Here is a 15,890-nt window from a genome sequence, read left to right as displayed (position 1 = left end):
GATGAAGATCGACCTGAACAGCGACCTGGGCGAGGGCTATGGCGCCTGGAAGATGGGCGACGACGCCACCATGCTGGGCATCGTCAGCTCGGCCAATGTCGCCTGCGGCTTCCATGCCGGCGACCCGCTGACCATCCTCGCCACCGTGCGCGAGGCGGCGGCGCGGGGCGTGGCGGTGGGCGCGCATGTCTCCTATCCCGACCGGGTGGGCTTCGGCCGCCGGCCGATGGACGTGACCCATGCCGAGCTGGTCGCGGACGTGATCTATCAGATCGGCGCGCTGCAAGGCATCTGCGCCAGCGCCGGCACCCGCGTCCGCTATGTCAAGCCGCATGGCGCGCTTTACAACACCATCGCCGTGGACCCGAAACAGGGCGCGGCGGTGATCGAGGGCATCAAGGCGGTCGATCCTGCGCTGGCCATGATGGGCCTGGCCGGGACGCCGATCCTGGCCCAGGCGGCCGAGGCCGGCCTGCCCACCATCGCCGAGGCCTTTGCCGACCGCGCCTATCGCCCCGACGGCCAGCTGGTCTCGCGCCGCGAGCCGGGCGCGGTGCTGCACGACCCCGAGGCCGTCGCCGACCGCATGCTGCGCCTGGCGATCGAGGGCGAGATCGAGGCGGCGGACGGCTCGACCCTGCGCCTTCGGGCCGACAGCATCTGCGTGCATGGCGACAGCCCCGGCGCCGTCGCCATGGCCGGTCGCATCCGCGAGGTGCTGCTGGCGGGCGGCGTCGCCATCGCCCCGGCCACGGGGGGCGCGGCATGACCCTGCTGCCCGATCCGGCCGAGGCCCGCGCCGCCCGCCTGGCCTGCCGCGACGGCGCGCCGCGTCCCACGGCGGGCATGGCGCCGGGCTTCACCCAGTGCAACATGATCGCGCTACCGCAGGACTGGGCCTGGGATTTCCTGCTTTACGCGCAGCGCAACCCCAAGCCCTGCCCGGTGCTGTACGTGACCGACCCCGGCAGCCACCGCACCGCGCTGGCGCCGGAGGCTGACCTGCGCACCGACATCCCGCTTTACCGCATCTGGCGCGACGGCGTGCTGGCCGAAGAAACCCCCGACGCCACCGCCGCCTGGGCCGAGCATCCCGACCTGGTGACCTTCCTGATCGGCTGCTCCTTCACCTTCGAAACGCCCTTGCAGCAGGCGGGGATCGAGATGCGCCACATCGCCCAAGGCTGCAACGTGCCGATGTTCCTGACCGACCGCGACTGCCGGCCGGCGGGGCGGCTGCATGGCAAGATGGTCGTCTCGATGCGACCGATCCCGGCGGGACGGGTGGCCGAGGCGGCGATGATCTCGGGCCGCACGCCCGCGGTCCACGGTGCCCCGGTCCACATCGGCGCGCCCGAAGCCTTGGGCATCGCCGACCTCATGCGCCCCGATTTCGGCGACCCGGTGCCGGTCCGGCCGGGCGAGGTGCCGGTGTTCTGGGCCTGCGGCGTGACCCCGCAAGCGGCGCTGATGGCGTCGAAGCCGCCCTTCGCCATCACCCATGCGCCGGGCCATATGTTCATCACCGACGTGCCCGACACGCATTGGCAGGTGTGACCATGCGCTTCCTGCCCATCGGACCCCGGACCCTGCTGGCCGAACTGGACGACCTCGACCAGACGCTGGCGCTGTTCGACGCGCTGCTGGCCGATCCGGTGCCGGGTGTGGCGGAGATCGTGCCGGCCGCGCGCACGCTGATGATCCGCACCGCGCCCGGCGTCGCCGCCGACGGCCGGCTGGCCGGCGCGGTGCTGACCCGCCAGCCCGCCCCCGGCACGCCGCCCAAGGCGCGCGCCAGCGAGACGGTCGAACTGCCCGTGACCTATGACGGCGAGGATCTGGCCGATGTCGCCGCCCATATGGGCCTGACCGAGGCCGAGGTGGTCGCCGCCCATCAGGAAACCACCTGGCAGGTGGCCTTTTGCGGCTTTGCGCCCGGTTTCGCCTATATGACCTGCGACGATCCGCGCTTCGACCTGCCGCGCCGCCCGGCGCCGCGCACCCGCATCCCGGCGGGGTCGGTGGCGCTGGCCGGACGTTTCTGCGGCGTCTATCCGCAGGAGACCCCGGGCGGCTGGCAGTTGATCGGCCGGACCGAGGTGCCGATGTGGGACCTGACCCGCGACCCGCCGGCGCTGCTGCGCCCTGGCATCCGTTGCCGCTTCGTGGCGCGCCGGGCCGAGGTCCGCGCCTCGGCCGCCATCCCACAGCCGCAGCCCGAACAGGGCCTGCGCGTGCTGTCCACCGCCTTTCCCATCGTCTTTCAGGACGAGGGGCGGCCGGGACAGGGCGGGCAGGGGGTCTCGGCCTCGGGCGCGCTGGACCTGGGCGCGGCACGCCGGGCCAATCGCGCCGTCGGCAACCCTTCGGACGCGCCGGTGCTGGAGATCACGCTGGGCCCGGTGCGGCTGCGGGCCGACCAGCCGATGACCCTGGCCCTGACCGGCGCGGCGCAGGCCAGCGTCGCCGGCCATGCCGTGCCGCGCGGCGCGGCTTTCGCCGTGGATGCGGGCGACGAGATCGCCATCGACCCGCCCGGCGCGGGCATGCGCAGCTATCTGGCGCTTCGCGGCGGCTTCCGGGTCGCGCCGGTGCTGGGCTCGGCCGCCACCGATACGCTGGCCCATGTCGGCCCCGATCCGGTCGCGGCGGGCGCCGTGCTGGCCGCCGCGAACCGGCTCGCCGCCGCTGCGGCCACGCCGGAGCCCGAACCGGCGCTGCCGAAACCCGGCGATCTGGTGGAATTGCCGGTGACGCTGGGCCCCCGCACCGACTGGTTCACACCCCAGATGGTCCGGCATTTCCTCAATCAGAAATGGCTGGTCACGCCGCAAAGCTCGCGCGTCGGCATCCGCCTGCACGGCGCGCCGGTCACGCGCGAGGACGCGCGCGAACTGCCCTCGGAAGGCACCGAGACCGGCGCCATCCAGATCCCGCATTCCGGCCAGCCGGTGCTGTTTCTGGCCGACCATCCGCTGACCGGCGGCTATCCGGTCATCGCCACTCTGCTGCCTTCGGCGCTGGACCTGGCCGGGCAGATCCCGCCCGGCGCCCGCATCCGCTTTACCGCCAGCGCCGATTTCGCCCCCATCACGCCAGAGAGGCCCGCATGATCATCTTTGCCACCGGCCCCAGCCGTCCGATCCGCCGCCTGCTGATCGCCAACCGCGGCGAGATCGCCGTCCGGGTGATCCGCGCCTGCCGCGACGAGGGCATCGAAAGCGTCGCCGTCTATGCCGATGCCGACCGCGACGCGATCTTCGTGCGCATGGCCGATCAGGCCCATGCGCTGGGGGGCGACAGGCCCTCGGACACCTATCTGGATGCCGGCAAGATCATCGCCATCGCCCGGGCCGCCGGGGCCGATGCCATCCATCCGGGCTATGGCTTCCTGTCCGAGCGCGCCGATTTCGCGCAGGCGGTGCAGGATGCGGGCCTGATCTGGATCGGCCCCGACCCGAAGGTGATCGAGGCGCTTGGCGACAAGATCGAGGCCCGCCGCATCGCCGAGGCCGTGGGCGCGCCGCTGGTCGCCGGCACCCCCGGCCCGGTCGAAAGCGCCGCCGAGGCGCTGGCTTTCGCCGGGCAGCACGGCCTGCCCATCGCCATCAAGGCCGCCTTCGGCGGCGGCGGGCGCGGCATGAAGGTCGCCTGGCGGCTGGAGGAGGTCGAGGAGCTGTTCGAATCCGCCACCCGCGAGGCGCTGACCGCCTTCGGCCGCGGCGAATGCTTCATCGAGCAGTTCCTCGACCGCCCCCGCCATGTCGAGGCGCAGGTGCTGGCCGACCAGCACGGCACCGTCAAGGTGATCGGCACCCGCGACTGTTCGCTGCAACGCCGCAACCAGAAGCTGGTCGAAGAGGCGCCGGCACCTTTCCTTGCCGACGAGCAGCGCGCCCGCATCCACGATTCGGCCCGCGCCATCTGCGCCCATGCCGGCTATTCGGGGGCGGGGACGGTGGAATACCTGCTCTCGGCCAACGGCACGATCTCTTTCCTTGAAGTGAACACCCGGCTTCAGGTCGAGCATCCGGTGACCGAGGAAACCACCGGCATCGACCTGGTGCGCGCCATGATCCGCGTGGCGCAAGGGGCGCGGCTGGCCGACGAGACGGTGCCCGAGCCGCGCGGCCATGCCATAGAATTCCGCATCAATGCCGAGGATCCGGGGCGCGGCTTCCTGCCCACGCCCGGGCCGGTCGAGGCCTTCGACGCGCCCTCGGGGCCGGGCATCCGGCTGGATAGCGGCGTCGCCCAGGGCTCGGTGGTGCCGGGCAGCTTCGATTCGCTGATGGCCAAGCTGATCGTGACCGGCGCCACCCGTGCCGAGGCCCTGCAACGCGCCACGCGAGCCCTGCGCGAATTCCGCATCGAGGGCGTCGCCTCGGTCCTGCCCTTCCACCGCGCCGTGGTCGCGGCGCTGGATTTCCGCGCCGAGGACGGGAATTTCCGCGTCCATACCCGCTGGATCGAGACCGATTTCGCCGAGGCGCTGGCCGAGGCCGCCGTCCCCCATGCCCGCGTCGCGCCGCCCGCGCAGGCGCCGCTGCTGCGCGTCGCCATCGAGATCGACGGCAAGCGGCACGAGCTGGGCCTGCCCGCGAACCTGCTGGCGGCGCTGCCCTCGGGCGGCGCCCCCGCGGAGGCTGCGCCCGAGGCGGATGAGGCGGTGCTGACCGCGCCGGTTCCCGGCACGCTGACGCTGTGGCAGGTCGAGGACGGGGCCGCGGTCGAGGCCGGCCAGGTCGTCGCCGTGATCGAGGCGATGAAGATGGAGACCCGCGTCGAGGCGCATCGTGCCGGCCGGCTCGAGCGGCTGGCCGACGCGGGCGCGTCCCTGGCCTTCGGCGCGGTCCTGGCCCGGATCGAAACCGCGTCCTAGATGTTCATCTGCGCCCCGATCTCGACCACGCGCCCGGCCGGGATGCGGAAATAGTCCGAGGCGGCGGCGGCATTGCGCGACAGCGCGATGTAAAGCTTGCCCTGCCAGCTCGGCATGCGCGATCGGGTCGAGATCCGCAGCCGCCGCCGCGACAGGATGAAGCTCGTGGCCATGATGTCGAATTTCCAGCCCTGGCGGCGGCATTGCACCAGCGCCTGCGGCACGTCCGGCTCTTCGGCATAGCCGTAGATCAGCCAGACCCGGCGGAAGCGTTCGTTGATGTCCTCGATCCGCACCCGCTCGGCTGGATCCACGCGCGGCACTTCCGCGGTGGTGATGGTCAGGATCACGTTCTGCTCGTGCAGCGACTTGAAGTGCTTGAGGCTGTGCAGCAGGGCCGAGGGCGCCAGATCCGGCGTCGAGGTCAGGAACACCGCCGTCCCCGGCACCGTGGCGATGGACTCGGACTTCTCGATCTGCGCCAGCAGCGCGCCCAGCGGCAGTTCGGCCTCGCGGTCCTTGGCCAGCACGATGGCGGTGCCGCGCATCCAGCTTGCCATGGTCAGCAGCATGGCGGCGGCGATGCCCAGCGGCACATAGCCGCCCTCGTGCAGCTTGATCAGGTTCGCGCCCAGGAAGGTCAGGTCCAGCACCAGGAAGGGCAGCATGATCGCCACCGCCAGCCACAGGGGCAGCTTCCAGTGCTTCCAGATCACGATCATCGCCAGCAGCGCGGTCACGACCATGGTCCCGGTCACGCTGATGCCATAGGCCGAAGCGAGGCTCGAGGACGAGCCGAAGATCATCACCAGCGCCAGCACGGCGAGCATCAGCCAGCGGTTGACGCCGGGCATGTAGATCTGGCCCTGATGCTCGTCCGAGGTGTGGCGGATCTTCATCCGCGGCAGCATGCGCAGCTGCACCGCCTGCTGGGTCAGCGAATAGGCGCCGGTGATGACGGCCTGGCTGGCGATGATCGTGGCCATGGTGGCCAAGATGACGACCGGCAGCAGCGCCCAGTCGGGGAACATCAGGAAGAACGGGTTCTCCATCGCCTCAGGCCGCGACAGCAAGAGCGCGCCCTGGCCGAAATAGGTCAGCAGAAGCGCGGGGAAGGCCACGAACAGCCAGGCCATCTGGATCGGCTTGCGGCCGAAATGGCCCATGTCGGCATAAAGCGCCTCGGCCCCGGTCACGGCCAGGAAGACCGCGCCCAGGACGACAAGGCCAAGCCGGCCGTTGTCGAGCAGGAAGCGCAGGGCGTGGACCGGGTTCAGCGCCGCCAGCACCTCGGGGTCCTGCAAGGTCCAGTGGATGCCGCCCGCCGCCATGACCATGAACCAGATCAGCGTGATCGGGCCGAAGAACCGGGCCACAGCCTCGGTGCCGCGGTTCTGGACCAGGAACAGGGCGATGATGATGGCGATGGCGATGGGCTCGATATAGGGATCGACCTGCGGGGTGACGAGCTTCATCCCCTCGATGGCCGACAGGACCGAGATCGCCGGGGTGATCGCCGCATCGCCGTAAAACAGCGCCGCGCCGATCATGCCCAGGACCAGCACGACCCGGTTCGGCCGGCCCATGGCGCGCTGCGCCAAGGCCAGCAGCGACAGCGTGCCGCCCTCGCCCTGGTTGTCGGCGCGCAAGAGGATCAGGACGTATTTCACCGTCACGATCAGCACCAGCGCCCAGACGATCAGCGACAGCACCCCCAGCACGTCCTCGCGCAGCACCTGGCCATGGGTGGCGCCGGCGGCATGCATCGCCTCGCGGAAGGCATAAAGCGGCGAGGTGCCGATGTCGCCATAGACGACCCCGATCGCGGCCAGGGACAGCGACAGCAGTCCCGCGCGGCGCGGCTGGGCATCGGACATATGGGTATCCAGACTTGCCATGTATTCATTCCCCTGCGCCGGAATCGCGCCGGCCCGAGCGGGCAGATTGCGCCGGGCGCGCATAAGGGATCGACAGGGATTCCGTTAACCGGCGTAAGGAAATCGTAAAGACCATGGACAAGGCCGGCCCCATCGCGCCAGATCCGGGATATGGACCGTTTCGAACCCTCGCGCCTGCCGCCCGACGACCGCCGCTGGAGCACCGTGCCCCGCCTGGGCGGTTTCCTGGGCGCGGCGCTGCTGCTGGCGCTGGTCACGCTGGCCGCCGACCGGCTGCACGAGTTGCTGCCGGAAAACGTCTCGATCCTGCTGTTCCTGACGGCGGTGCTGATCAGCGCGGCGGCCTTCGGCTTCTGGGTCGGGATCGCCAGCGCGGTGGGGGCCATCGCCGCCTTCAACTTCCTGTTCGTCGAGCCGCATTTCACCCTGCATATCGCCCAGCCGCAGGACCTGATCACGCTGGCGGTGTTCTTGCTGGCCGCCAGCCTGACCGGGCTTCTGGCCGGGCGCTTGCGCGAGCAGGTCGATGCCGCCAAGGGCCGGGCGGCCGCGCTGGAGGTGGTGTCGCGGGTCAGCGGCGACCTGGCCGGTGCCGCCAGCGCCGAGGACGTGGCCCGTATCGCGCTGCGCCACCTGCACGAGCTGGCGCAGGGCCCCGCGGTGGCGCTGGTGCCCGAAAGGGACGGGCTGCGCCTGCTTGCGGCGCTGCCGCAGGGCTATGCGCCGGTGGCAAGCGATCTGGACGCCGCCGACATCGCCTTTCGCCGCCGCCGCGCCGAATTCGCCGCCGCGCGGGGCTGGGCCGGCTCGCGGCTGAGCTTCTATCCGCTGCACGCCGATGGCGGCGGCACGGTGCTGGGCCATGCCCGACTGGACCCCGACCGCCGCGACCGCGAATGGCGCGAAACCGGCATCGAGGTCGTGCTGCGCCAGTCCGAACAGGCGCTGCAACGGCTGGCCCTGGCCGAGGCCGCCGAGGCCGAGCGCCGCCGCGCCGTCTCCGAGGAGACCCGGGCCGCGCTGCTTGCTTCGCTGTCGCATGACCTGCGGACGCCGCTGGCGACCATCCTCGGCGCGGTGACGACGCTGCGCGAACTGGGCGCGACCCTGCCGCCGGCCGCGCAGGCCGACCTGCTGGCCGCCATCGAGGAAGAGACCGGCCGCCTGGCGCGCTATGTCGAAAAGCTGCTGCAACTGACCCGCCTGCAAGCCGGCATCGCGGCGCAGATGGCCTGGGTCGATGCCGGCGACGCCATGCAGGCGGCGGTGGCGCGGGCGCGGCGCAGCTGGCCCAAGGCCCGCATCACCGCCGAAGCCGGCCCCCTGCCGATGATCCGGGCCGAGGCCGGGCTGCTGGAACAGGCGATCTTCAACCTGGTCGAGAATGCGGTGAAATATTCGCAAGGGCCGATCCGCGTCACCGGCGCGGTCGAGGGGCAGGAACTGGTGCTGACCGTGCTGGACAGCGGCCGCGGCCTGCCGCCCGCCATCGCGGAATGGCTGGCCTCGGACGAGGCGGTGGGCGCGCCGCCGGGCGCCGGGCTGGGCCTGCCGATCTGCAAGGGCATCACCCGGGCGCTTGGCGGGCGGATGACGGCGCAGCGCGGCAGCGCGGGCGGGGCGGCGCTGGCGATCCGCCTGCCGATCCCGAAGCCCCGCACCTGAGTCCGGCCATGGGAGAGCGCCGCCTGATCCTGATCGTCGACGACGAGCCGCAGATCCAGCGTTTCCTGGGCCACGCCCTGGTCGCGGCCGGTTACGACACCTGCCTGGCCGGCAACGGGGCCGAGGCGCTGGCCCAGGCCGTGGCGCAGGAGCCCGACCTGATGATCCTGGACCTCGGCCTGCCCGACATGAACGGCAAGGAGGTGATCGAGCGGCTGCGCCTGCGCTCGGACATTCCGGTGATCGTGCTTTCGGCCCATGACCAGGAGATGGAAAAGATCATGGCGCTGGACCTGGGCGCCGACGATTTCGTGGCCAAGCCCTTCGGCATCGGCGAGTTGCTGGCCCGGCTGCGCGCCAGCCTGCGCCCGCGCCGCGCCGCCCGCAGCGAGCAGGTGCGCCAGGGCGGGCTGGTCATCGACCTGGCCGCCCACCAGGTCAGCCGCGACGGCGAGGTCCTGCGGCTGACGCCCAAGGAATTCGACCTGCTGGCGGCGCTGGTCGGCAATGCCGGCCGGGTGATGACGCATCACAAGCTGTTGCAGCTGGTCTGGGGCCCGGCGCATGTCGACGACGTGCCCTATCTGCGGGTCTTCATCGGCCAGCTGCGCCAGAAGCTGGAACGCGACCCGGCCCGGCCGGAACTGATCCTGACCGAGCCCGGCGTCGGCTATCGCTGGGCCGCAACCGAAGGAGGCCCGGCCGAGCCGGGAAAGCAGCCATGAGCCATCGCATCCTGCGCAGCCCCGACCACCGCCGCATGCCCTGGAAGAACGGCCGCGGCGAGACCGTCGAGGTCGCGGTCCATCCCGAGGGCGCCGGCCTTGCCGATTTCGGCTGGCGCGTCAGCATGGCCGGCGTGACCGAGGACGGCGATTTCTCGCTGTTTCCCGGCATCGACCGGACGCTTGCCGTGCTGACCGGCGCGGGCATCGAGTTGCAGGTGCAAGGGCAGGGGCTGCGCCGGCTGACGCCGCGGTCCGAGCCGCTGGCTTTTCCCGCCGACGTGCCAAGCGCGGCGCGGCTGATCGGCGGGCCGATCACCGACCTGAACGTGATGACCCGGCGCGGCGCCTTCCGGCATCGGCTGGCGGCGCTGGACGCATCGCCGGTCCCGGGGCCGGCGCCCGACTGGCGGCTGTGGCTTGCGACCGACCACGCCACGCTGGAATTCGCCGGCGAGACGCTGGCGCTGGCGCCGCATGACGCCATGCTCTGCGACGGGCCCGAGGCGGCGCTGCCGCTGCCCCCCGCGCCGGACCTGTGGCTGATCGAGATCTTTCGCGCCTGAGAAATCGTCACACAGACGTCACCGTCCCGCCGTATCCTCGTCACCTGAACCGCCTAAGGCAGCCCGCGTGGGGCTTTGAAGCCCGACCCAATTCAGAACGAGGCATCCATGCGCAAACTCTCTGCCGCCCTTGCGGCCAGCACCATGCTGACCGGCTTCGCCCTGTCGGCCACGGCTGCGGAAATCTATCCGCTGGACCGGGCGACGATCCTGGCCGGCTCGCCCTTCGACTTCAAGGTCGAGCTGGAGGGCGTCGCGCCCCAGGATGCGGTCTCGGTGCTGGTCAATGGCAAGCCCTATGCGGAAGCCTTCGGCAAGCCGGCCGAATATGTCGCCGAGGAAAAGGACGAGGACGGCGCCGTCATGGGCTCGGCCCTGATCCTGCGCGGCGTCACCCTGGCCGAGCCGGGCAGCTATACCGTCGAGGTCAAGGCCGGCGACCAGAGCCGCAGCGCCACCTGGGAGGTCTATGGCACCGCCACCGCGCCCAAGGCCAGGAACGTGATCTTCATCGTCGGCGACGGGCTTTCGGTCGCGCATCGCACCGCGGCGCGGATCATGTCCAAGGGCATGACCGGCGGCAAGGCCAACGGCCGGCTGGCGATGGACGACCTGGACCACATGGCCTTCGTCGGCACCTCGTCCACCCATTCCATCGCCACCGACTCGGCCAATACCATGTCGGCCTATATGACCGGGCACAAGGCCCGGGTGAACGCGCTTGGCGTCTATGCCGACCGCACGCCCGACAGTCTGGACGACCCGCGCGTCGAGACCATCGCCGAGGCGCTGCGCCGCACCACCGACAAGTCGATCGGCATCGTCTCGACCGCCGAGCTTGAGGACGCGACCCCGGCCGCCCTTGTCGCCCATACCCGCAAGCGCGGCGACAAGGAGGAAATCGTCGGCATGATCCACGACGTGCAGCCCGAGGTGATCCTGGGCGGCGGCTCGGCCTATTTCCTGAAATCCGACGTGCCGGGCTCCAAGCGCAAGGACGACAAGGATTACGTCCAGATGTTCCGCGACGCGGGCTTTGCCGTGGCTTCGACGGGCGCCGAACTGAAGGCCGCCGCCGGCAGCAACAGCGGCAAGGTCCTGGGCCTGTTCCACACCGGCAACATGGATACCTGGCTGGACCGCAACCAGCTGAAGAAGGGCACGGTCGAGAAGTTCCCCGACCAGCCCGGCCTCGTGGACATGACCCGGGCGGCGCTGGACCAGCTGTCGAAGAACCCCGAGGGTTTCTTCCTGATGGTCGAGGGCGCCAGCATCGACAAGATGTCGCATCCGCTGGACTGGGACCGCGCCGTGGTCGAGACCATCGAGCTGGATCACGCCGTGGCGCTGGCCCGCGACTTTGCCGCCAAGAACCCGGACACGCTGGTCGTGGTGACGGGCGACCATACCCATGGCGTGTCGCTGATCGGCACTTTCGACCGCTCGACCGCGCCCGATGCCGACATGCGCGAGCGGGTCAGGGTCTATGACGACGCGGGCTTCCCCGACTATGCCGACGCCGACCGGGACGGCTATCCGGACAGCGTGGACGTCCAGCATCCGCTGGCGATCTTCGCCTCGAACTACCCGGATTACTACGAGACCTTCGGGCCCAAGCTCGACAACCCGTTCACCCCGGCGATCCAGGCGCAGGACGGCGTCTATGTCGCGAACGAGGCCTATAAGGACGTGCCCGGCGCCGTGCTGCGCCAGGGCAACCTGCCGCGCGAGAACGACACCGCGGTCCATGCCGTCGACGACATCGTGCTGCAGGCGACCGGCCCGGGCGCCGAGGCCTTCAAGGGCTACATGGAGCAATCCGACGTCTACAAGGTCTTGGCCGACGCCTTTGCCCTGGGCACGGTGCAAAAGCAGCAGGCGGCGCAGAACTGACGCCTTTCGGCCTGTCCCCGCGGGGGCAGGCCAGTCCCTAACCAGAAGGGGTCGCGCATGACCTATCCGCTTTCCCGCAGGGCCTGCCTCGCCGGCGGCCTGTCGCTGTCGCTCTTGCGGCCCGCCCATGCCGCGCCCGCCACGCTGAGTTTCGACGAGCTCTACGCCTCGTTCAGCGCGTTGGGGCTGGTCTATTCCGACAAGGTCAAGGCGCTGACCGGGCAGGGGGTCCGCATGCAGGGCTTCATGGCGCCGCCGCTGAAGGCCGAGGCGCAGTTCTTCGTCCTGACCGAGATCCCGATGGCGCTGTGCCCGTTCTGCTCGACCGACGCGGATTGGCCGGACAATATCCTGGTGGTCTATCTGGACCGCAAGCGCACCTTCACGCCGCCGAACCAGCGGATCGAGGCGCGGGGCGTGCTGGAGCGCGGCTCCTGGACCGATCCCGAGACCGGATTCGTCAGCCAGTTGCGGCTGCGCGGCGCGCGTTACGACATCGCATGACCGCGCCCGCCTTGCACATGACGGGGGTCGAGGTGCGGTTTCCCGGCCTTGGCAGCCCGGCGCTGGCCGTGCCGGAGCTGCGCATCGCCGCCGGCGCCATGGTCGCGGTGGCCGGGCCCTCGGGGTCCGGGAAATCGACGCTGGTCAATGTCCTGACCGGGCTGGAACGGCCCGCGCACGGCGCGGTGCGCTGGGGCGGGACCGACATCGCCGCCCTGTCCGAAGGCGCGCGCGACCGCTGGCGCGGCGCCCATGTCGGGCTGGTGATGCAGGATTTCCACCTGTTCCCGGGCCTTTCGGCGCTGGACAACGTGCTTCTGCCGGCGCGCATGGCGCGGGCCGCCGACCGGGCGCTGGTCGCGCGCGCCGCCGACCTTCTGGCCGGCATGGGGCTGGACCGGCCGCGCCAGCGCATCGAGACCATGTCGCGCGGCGAGATGCAGCGCGTGGCCATCGCCCGCGCCCTGCTGCGCCGCCCGGGCATCATCGTCGCGGACGAGCCGACCGCCAGCCTCGACGCCACCACCGGCGAGGTCATCGCCGGGCTGCTGATCGGCTTGGCGCGCGACAGCGGCGCGACACTGATCGTCGTCACCCACGACCCGGCGCTGGTCCAGCGTCTGCCGCGCCGCATCGCGCTGGCGCGGGGCCGCGTCGTGGCCGCCGACCTGGCCGAGGCCGCGTGATGGGCCGCTTCATCTGGGCCGACCTGCGGCGGATCTGGCCGGGTGCGCTGGTCATGGTGGCGCTGGTGGCGCTGGCCGTGGCCTTGGGCACTGGCGTCACCTTGCAGGAACGCGCCCTGCGGCTGGGCAGCGCCCGCGCCGCCTCGGCCTTTGACCTGGTGATCGGCGCGCCGGGCAGCGAGACGCAGCTGGCGCTGTCCACCGTCTTCCTGCAAGCGGCGGCGCTGCCCTTGATGCCGGGCGAGGTGCTGGCCGAACTGGAAGCCGACCCGCGCGTGGCCTGGGCAGCGCCGGTGGGATTCGGCGACTATTACGGCGACATTCCCCTGGTCGGCACCACCACCCGGCTGGTCGAGGAAATCGTGCCCGCCTTTGCCGGCGGCCGCATGTTCGTAAACCAGGGCGAGGCGGTGATCGGCGCCCGCGTGCCGCTGCAGATCGGCGCCCGCATCACCCCCTCGCATGGCGCGGTCTCGCATGGCGGCGCGGCGCATCAGGATGTCGCCTATGACGTCGTCGGCCGCTTGCAGCCCACCGGCACGGCCTGGGACCGCGCCATCCTGGTGCCCATCCGCTCGGTCTGGGCCGTGCATGGCATGGCGGACGGGCAGGAGCACGAGCACGGGGCCCAGCCCGGGCAGGACGACTCCGACCATGCGCGTGACGTCGATGCCTCGGCGCCGCTGGACGAGCGCTGGCATGGGGCCGAGACGCCGGGCCTGCCGGCGGTGCTGGTCAAGCCCGCCAGCATCGCCGACGCCTACAAGCTGCGGCAGGAATACCGCGCCCGCCCGGATACGCTGGCGGTGTTCCCGGCCGAGGTGCTGACCGGGCTTTACGGGCTGATGGGCGATGCGCGGCAGGTGCTGGCGGCGGTGGCCATCGGCGCGCAGGCGCTGGTCGCGGCGGCGCTGGTCATGGTGACGGTGATCCATGTCGGCCAGCGCCGGCGCCAGGTCGCGGCGCTGCGCGCCTTCGGCGCCCCGCGCGGCGCGATCTTCGTGCTGGTCTGGTCGCAGATGCTGGTGCTGCTGGCCGCGGGCATCCTGCTGGGCCATGCCGCGGGCTGGCTGGCGGCGGTGCAGCTGTCGCGCCTGGTCGCGGCGCGGCAGGGGTTCGCGCTGCCGGTGGAATGGGCGGCCGGTGACGCGGGCGCCTTCGCGCTGCTTCTGGGCGTCGGCGCGGTCCTGGCGGCGCTGCCGGCCTGGATCGCCTATCGCCAGCCGGCGGTCGCCAGCCTGCGCGGCTAGCGGTTGCTCAAGAGCAGGTCGCGGCCGGCGAAGAGCCCGCCCGCGACCTCCATGGCAAAGCGTCGGGCGTCGCGCTCGCGGATCTCGGCCAGCAGTTCGTCGGCCTCTTCCTCGCTGTCGCCAAGCTGCATCAGCGCCTCGCGGCCGATGGCGAAGCCGCTTTCCAGCGTCTCGCGCAGCTGGAAATCCGCGCCGGCATGGACCAGTTCCATTGCATGCTCGCGGTCGAAGGCGCGGGCGATCACCGGCACCAGCGGGAATTCCTGCTTGACCAGCTCGACGATGCGGGTGGTGGCGTGCCGGTCGCCGGGCAGGGCGAGGATCAGGCTGGCCTCACCCGCGCCGGCGGCATGCAGCACATCCAGCCGCGCGCCGTCGCCATACCAGATCTTGAAGCCGAATTCGTCGGCGTCGCGGATGGTCTGCGGGTCGCTTTCGATGATCGAGATCGAATGGCCGCGCGCGATCAGCGGCTGGCTGACGATCTGGCCCATGCGGCCGAAACCGATCATCAGCACCCGCGCATTCAGCCCGTCGGCCGCCTCGACCCCGTCGAGCGAGGGCACGGGCTTCGGCATCAGCCGGTCGTGCAGGATGATCATCAGGGGCGTGAGCACCATCGAGACGATGACGATGGCGGTCAGCGTGGCGTTTTCCTGGCCGTCGATGATGCGGAACTGCATGGCGGTGGAATAGAGCACGAAGGCGAATTCGCCGCCCTGGGCCATCAGCACGGCGCGCTCGAGCGCCTCGGCGTGGCCGGCGCGGAACAGCCGGGCCACGGCATAGATCACCAGCATCTTCAGGATCATGTAGGCCGGCACGCAGATCGCGATCAGCGCCCAGTTCCGCGCGATCACCTCAAGGTCCAGCGCCATGCCGACGCCCAGGAAGAACAGGCCCAGCAGCAAGCCGCGGAAGGGCTCGATGTCGGCCTCGAGTTGGTGGCGGAAGCTCGATTCCGACAAGAGTACCCCGGCCAGGAAGGCCCCCATCGCCATCGAGAGCCCGCCCCATTGCATCAGCAGCGCCGCGCCCAGCACGACGAGCAGCGCGGCGGCGGTCATGATCTCGCGCCCGCCGAAGCGCGCGAGCAAACCGAACATCGGGTTCAGCAGATAGCGCCCGGCCAGCACCAGCGCGGCGATGCACCCGAGCCCGATGCCGATGCCCGTGAACCGCTGCGCCAGCGTCACCGCCTCGGCGCCGGGGGCCAGAAAGGCGACCAGCGCCAGCAGCGGCACGATGGCGAGGTCCTCCAGCAGCAGGATCGAGATGATGCGCCGGCCCTTGGGCAGCGCCATCTGGTTTCGCTCGCTGAGCATCTGCATGACGATGGCGGTCGAGGTCAGCACGAAGCCGGTGCCGGAAACGAAGCTGGCCGCGACCGGGAAACCCAGCGCCAGCCCGACGCAGGTCAGCACCGCGATGGCCAGCGCCACCTGTGCCAGGCCCAGCCCGAAGATCTCGCCCCGCATCGCCCACAGGCGCGAGGGCTGCATCTCGAGCCCGATGATGAACAGGAACAGCACCACGCCCAGCTCGGCGACGGCGATGATGCCCTCGGGGTCGTGAAAGAAGCCAAGGCCGAAGGGACCGACCGCCAGCCCCGCCGCCAGATAGCCCAGCACCGAGCCCAGGCCCGCCTTGCGAAAGATCGGCACCGCGATCACGGCGGCCGCCAGCAGCACCACCACCGGGCCGATATCGGCACCATGCGCGCCGTGCTGGGCGGCCTCGGCTGCGACTTCTGTAACGGCCATCGCTGTCTCCTGTTCGCGCAGGGCCAGCTTAGCGTGCGCCGCCGGGCTGTGAAGCCCC

General features: G+C 71.0%; 13 protein-coding genes. 11 read left to right on the top strand and 2 right to left on the bottom strand.

The features are described from left to right. Window position 1 precedes the first annotated feature (1 nt). From PARN5_RS0117915 to PARN5_RS0117900, 4 genes are read left to right on the top strand one after another with little or no spacing between them, the layout of a single operon-like run. Entirely contained in the window at window positions 2–769 is a 768-nt protein-coding gene (locus tag PARN5_RS0117915; protein WP_018001150.1) for a 5-oxoprolinase subunit PxpA, read from the top strand. Further along, a complete protein-coding gene (locus PARN5_RS0117910) occupies window positions 766–1,557 on the top strand; it encodes a putative hydro-lyase (protein WP_018001149.1) in 792 nt (263 codons plus the stop codon). The genes PARN5_RS0117915 and PARN5_RS0117910 overlap by 4 nt, the downstream gene beginning before the upstream one ends. Before the next feature lie 2 nt (window positions 1,558–1,559). Next, window positions 1,560–3,113 (top strand): urea amidolyase family protein, encoded by a 1,554-nt coding sequence (locus PARN5_RS0117905; protein ID WP_018001148.1) that lies wholly within the window; start codon window positions 1,560–1,562, stop codon window positions 3,111–3,113. Beyond that, the gene (locus PARN5_RS0117900; protein ID WP_018001147.1) at window positions 3,110–4,882 is read left to right on the top strand and encodes a biotin carboxylase N-terminal domain-containing protein; all 1,773 of its coding nucleotides are present in this window, start codon (window positions 3,110–3,112) and stop codon (window positions 4,880–4,882) included. The genes PARN5_RS0117905 and PARN5_RS0117900 overlap by 4 nt, the downstream gene beginning before the upstream one ends. Here PARN5_RS0117900 and PARN5_RS0117895 read toward each other — a convergent pair. Then, the gene (locus PARN5_RS0117895; protein ID WP_232419456.1) at window positions 4,879–6,780 is read right to left on the bottom strand and encodes a potassium transporter Kup; all 1,902 of its coding nucleotides are present in this window, start codon (window positions 6,778–6,780) and stop codon (window positions 4,879–4,881) included. The two genes, PARN5_RS0117900 and PARN5_RS0117895, sit on opposite strands and share 4 nt — an antisense overlap. Window positions 6,781–6,930: 150 nt before the next feature. Between PARN5_RS0117895 and PARN5_RS0117890 the strand changes: the two genes are divergently transcribed. From PARN5_RS0117890 to PARN5_RS0117860, 7 genes are all read left to right on the top strand, one after another. Further along, window positions 6,931–8,445: a DUF4118 domain-containing protein gene (locus PARN5_RS0117890; RefSeq protein ID WP_018001145.1), complete on the top strand. Its 1,515-nt coding sequence runs from the start codon at window positions 6,931–6,933 to the stop codon at window positions 8,443–8,445. 8 nt (window positions 8,446–8,453) lie between these two features. After that, window positions 8,454–9,170 carry a response regulator transcription factor gene (locus PARN5_RS0117885; protein WP_018001144.1) on the top strand — a complete coding sequence of 239 codons (717 nt, stop codon included), beginning with the start codon at window positions 8,454–8,456 and terminating at the stop codon, window positions 9,168–9,170. Continuing rightward, a complete protein-coding gene (locus PARN5_RS0117880) occupies window positions 9,167–9,736 on the top strand; it encodes a HutD family protein (protein ID WP_018001143.1) in 570 nt (189 codons plus the stop codon). Before PARN5_RS0117885 ends, PARN5_RS0117880 begins: the two co-directional genes overlap by 4 nt. Window positions 9,737–9,844: 108 nt before the next feature. Further along, window positions 9,845–11,629 carry an alkaline phosphatase gene (locus tag PARN5_RS0117875; RefSeq protein WP_036744993.1) on the top strand — a complete coding sequence of 595 codons (1,785 nt, stop codon included), beginning with the start codon at window positions 9,845–9,847 and terminating at the stop codon, window positions 11,627–11,629. 57 nt (window positions 11,630–11,686) lie between these two features. After that, window positions 11,687–12,133: a hypothetical protein gene (locus tag PARN5_RS0117870; protein WP_018001141.1), complete on the top strand. Its 447-nt coding sequence runs from the start codon at window positions 11,687–11,689 to the stop codon at window positions 12,131–12,133. Further along, window positions 12,130–12,819: an ATP-binding cassette domain-containing protein gene (locus PARN5_RS0117865; RefSeq protein ID WP_036744992.1), complete on the top strand. Its 690-nt coding sequence runs from the start codon at window positions 12,130–12,132 to the stop codon at window positions 12,817–12,819. Before PARN5_RS0117870 ends, PARN5_RS0117865 begins: the two co-directional genes overlap by 4 nt. Continuing rightward, window positions 12,819–14,069: an ABC transporter permease gene (locus PARN5_RS0117860; protein ID WP_018001139.1), complete on the top strand. Its 1,251-nt coding sequence runs from the start codon at window positions 12,819–12,821 to the stop codon at window positions 14,067–14,069. The genes PARN5_RS0117865 and PARN5_RS0117860 overlap by 1 nt, the downstream gene beginning before the upstream one ends. On the opposite strand, the gene PARN5_RS0117855 is transcribed toward PARN5_RS0117860, so the two are convergent. Further along, window positions 14,066–15,832, bottom strand: a complete 1,767-nt coding sequence (locus PARN5_RS0117855; protein WP_018001138.1) for a monovalent cation:proton antiporter-2 (CPA2) family protein — start codon at window positions 15,830–15,832, stop codon at window positions 14,066–14,068. The two genes, PARN5_RS0117860 and PARN5_RS0117855, sit on opposite strands and share 4 nt — an antisense overlap. Window positions 15,833–15,890 lie beyond the last annotated feature (58 nt).

It is taken from the genome of Paracoccus sp. N5 (assembly GCF_000371965.1).
Lineage (GTDB): Bacteria > Pseudomonadota > Alphaproteobacteria > Rhodobacterales > Rhodobacteraceae > Paracoccus.
Note: the sequence above shows the minus strand (reverse complement) of the source record. Positions and strands in the feature narration are given on the sequence as shown.

Bases quoted from the DNA above. Each gene is read 5' to 3' on its own strand.
- PARN5_RS0117915 (WP_018001150.1), top strand. From the start codon at position 2: ATGAAGATCGACCTGAACAGCGACCTGGGCGAGGGCTATGGCGCCTGG.
- PARN5_RS0117910 (WP_018001149.1), top strand. From the start codon at position 766: ATGACCCTGCTGCCCGATCCGGCCGAGGCCCGCGCCGCCCGCCTGGCC.
- PARN5_RS0117905 (WP_018001148.1), top strand. From the start codon at position 1,560: ATGCGCTTCCTGCCCATCGGACCCCGGACCCTGCTGGCCGAACTGGAC.
- PARN5_RS0117900 (WP_018001147.1), top strand. From the start codon at position 3,110: ATGATCATCTTTGCCACCGGCCCCAGCCGTCCGATCCGCCGCCTGCTG.
- PARN5_RS0117895 (WP_232419456.1), bottom strand. From the start codon at position 6,780: ATGGCAAGTCTGGATACCCATATGTCCGATGCCCAGCCGCGCCGCGCG.
- PARN5_RS0117890 (WP_018001145.1), top strand. From the start codon at position 6,931: ATGGACCGTTTCGAACCCTCGCGCCTGCCGCCCGACGACCGCCGCTGG.
- PARN5_RS0117885 (WP_018001144.1), top strand. From the start codon at position 8,454: ATGGGAGAGCGCCGCCTGATCCTGATCGTCGACGACGAGCCGCAGATC.
- PARN5_RS0117880 (WP_018001143.1), top strand. From the start codon at position 9,167: ATGAGCCATCGCATCCTGCGCAGCCCCGACCACCGCCGCATGCCCTGG.
- PARN5_RS0117875 (WP_036744993.1), top strand. From the start codon at position 9,845: ATGCGCAAACTCTCTGCCGCCCTTGCGGCCAGCACCATGCTGACCGGC.
- PARN5_RS0117870 (WP_018001141.1), top strand. From the start codon at position 11,687: ATGACCTATCCGCTTTCCCGCAGGGCCTGCCTCGCCGGCGGCCTGTCG.
- PARN5_RS0117865 (WP_036744992.1), top strand. From the start codon at position 12,130: ATGACCGCGCCCGCCTTGCACATGACGGGGGTCGAGGTGCGGTTTCCC.
- PARN5_RS0117860 (WP_018001139.1), top strand. From the start codon at position 12,819: ATGGGCCGCTTCATCTGGGCCGACCTGCGGCGGATCTGGCCGGGTGCG.
- PARN5_RS0117855 (WP_018001138.1), bottom strand. From the start codon at position 15,832: ATGGCCGTTACAGAAGTCGCAGCCGAGGCCGCCCAGCACGGCGCGCAT.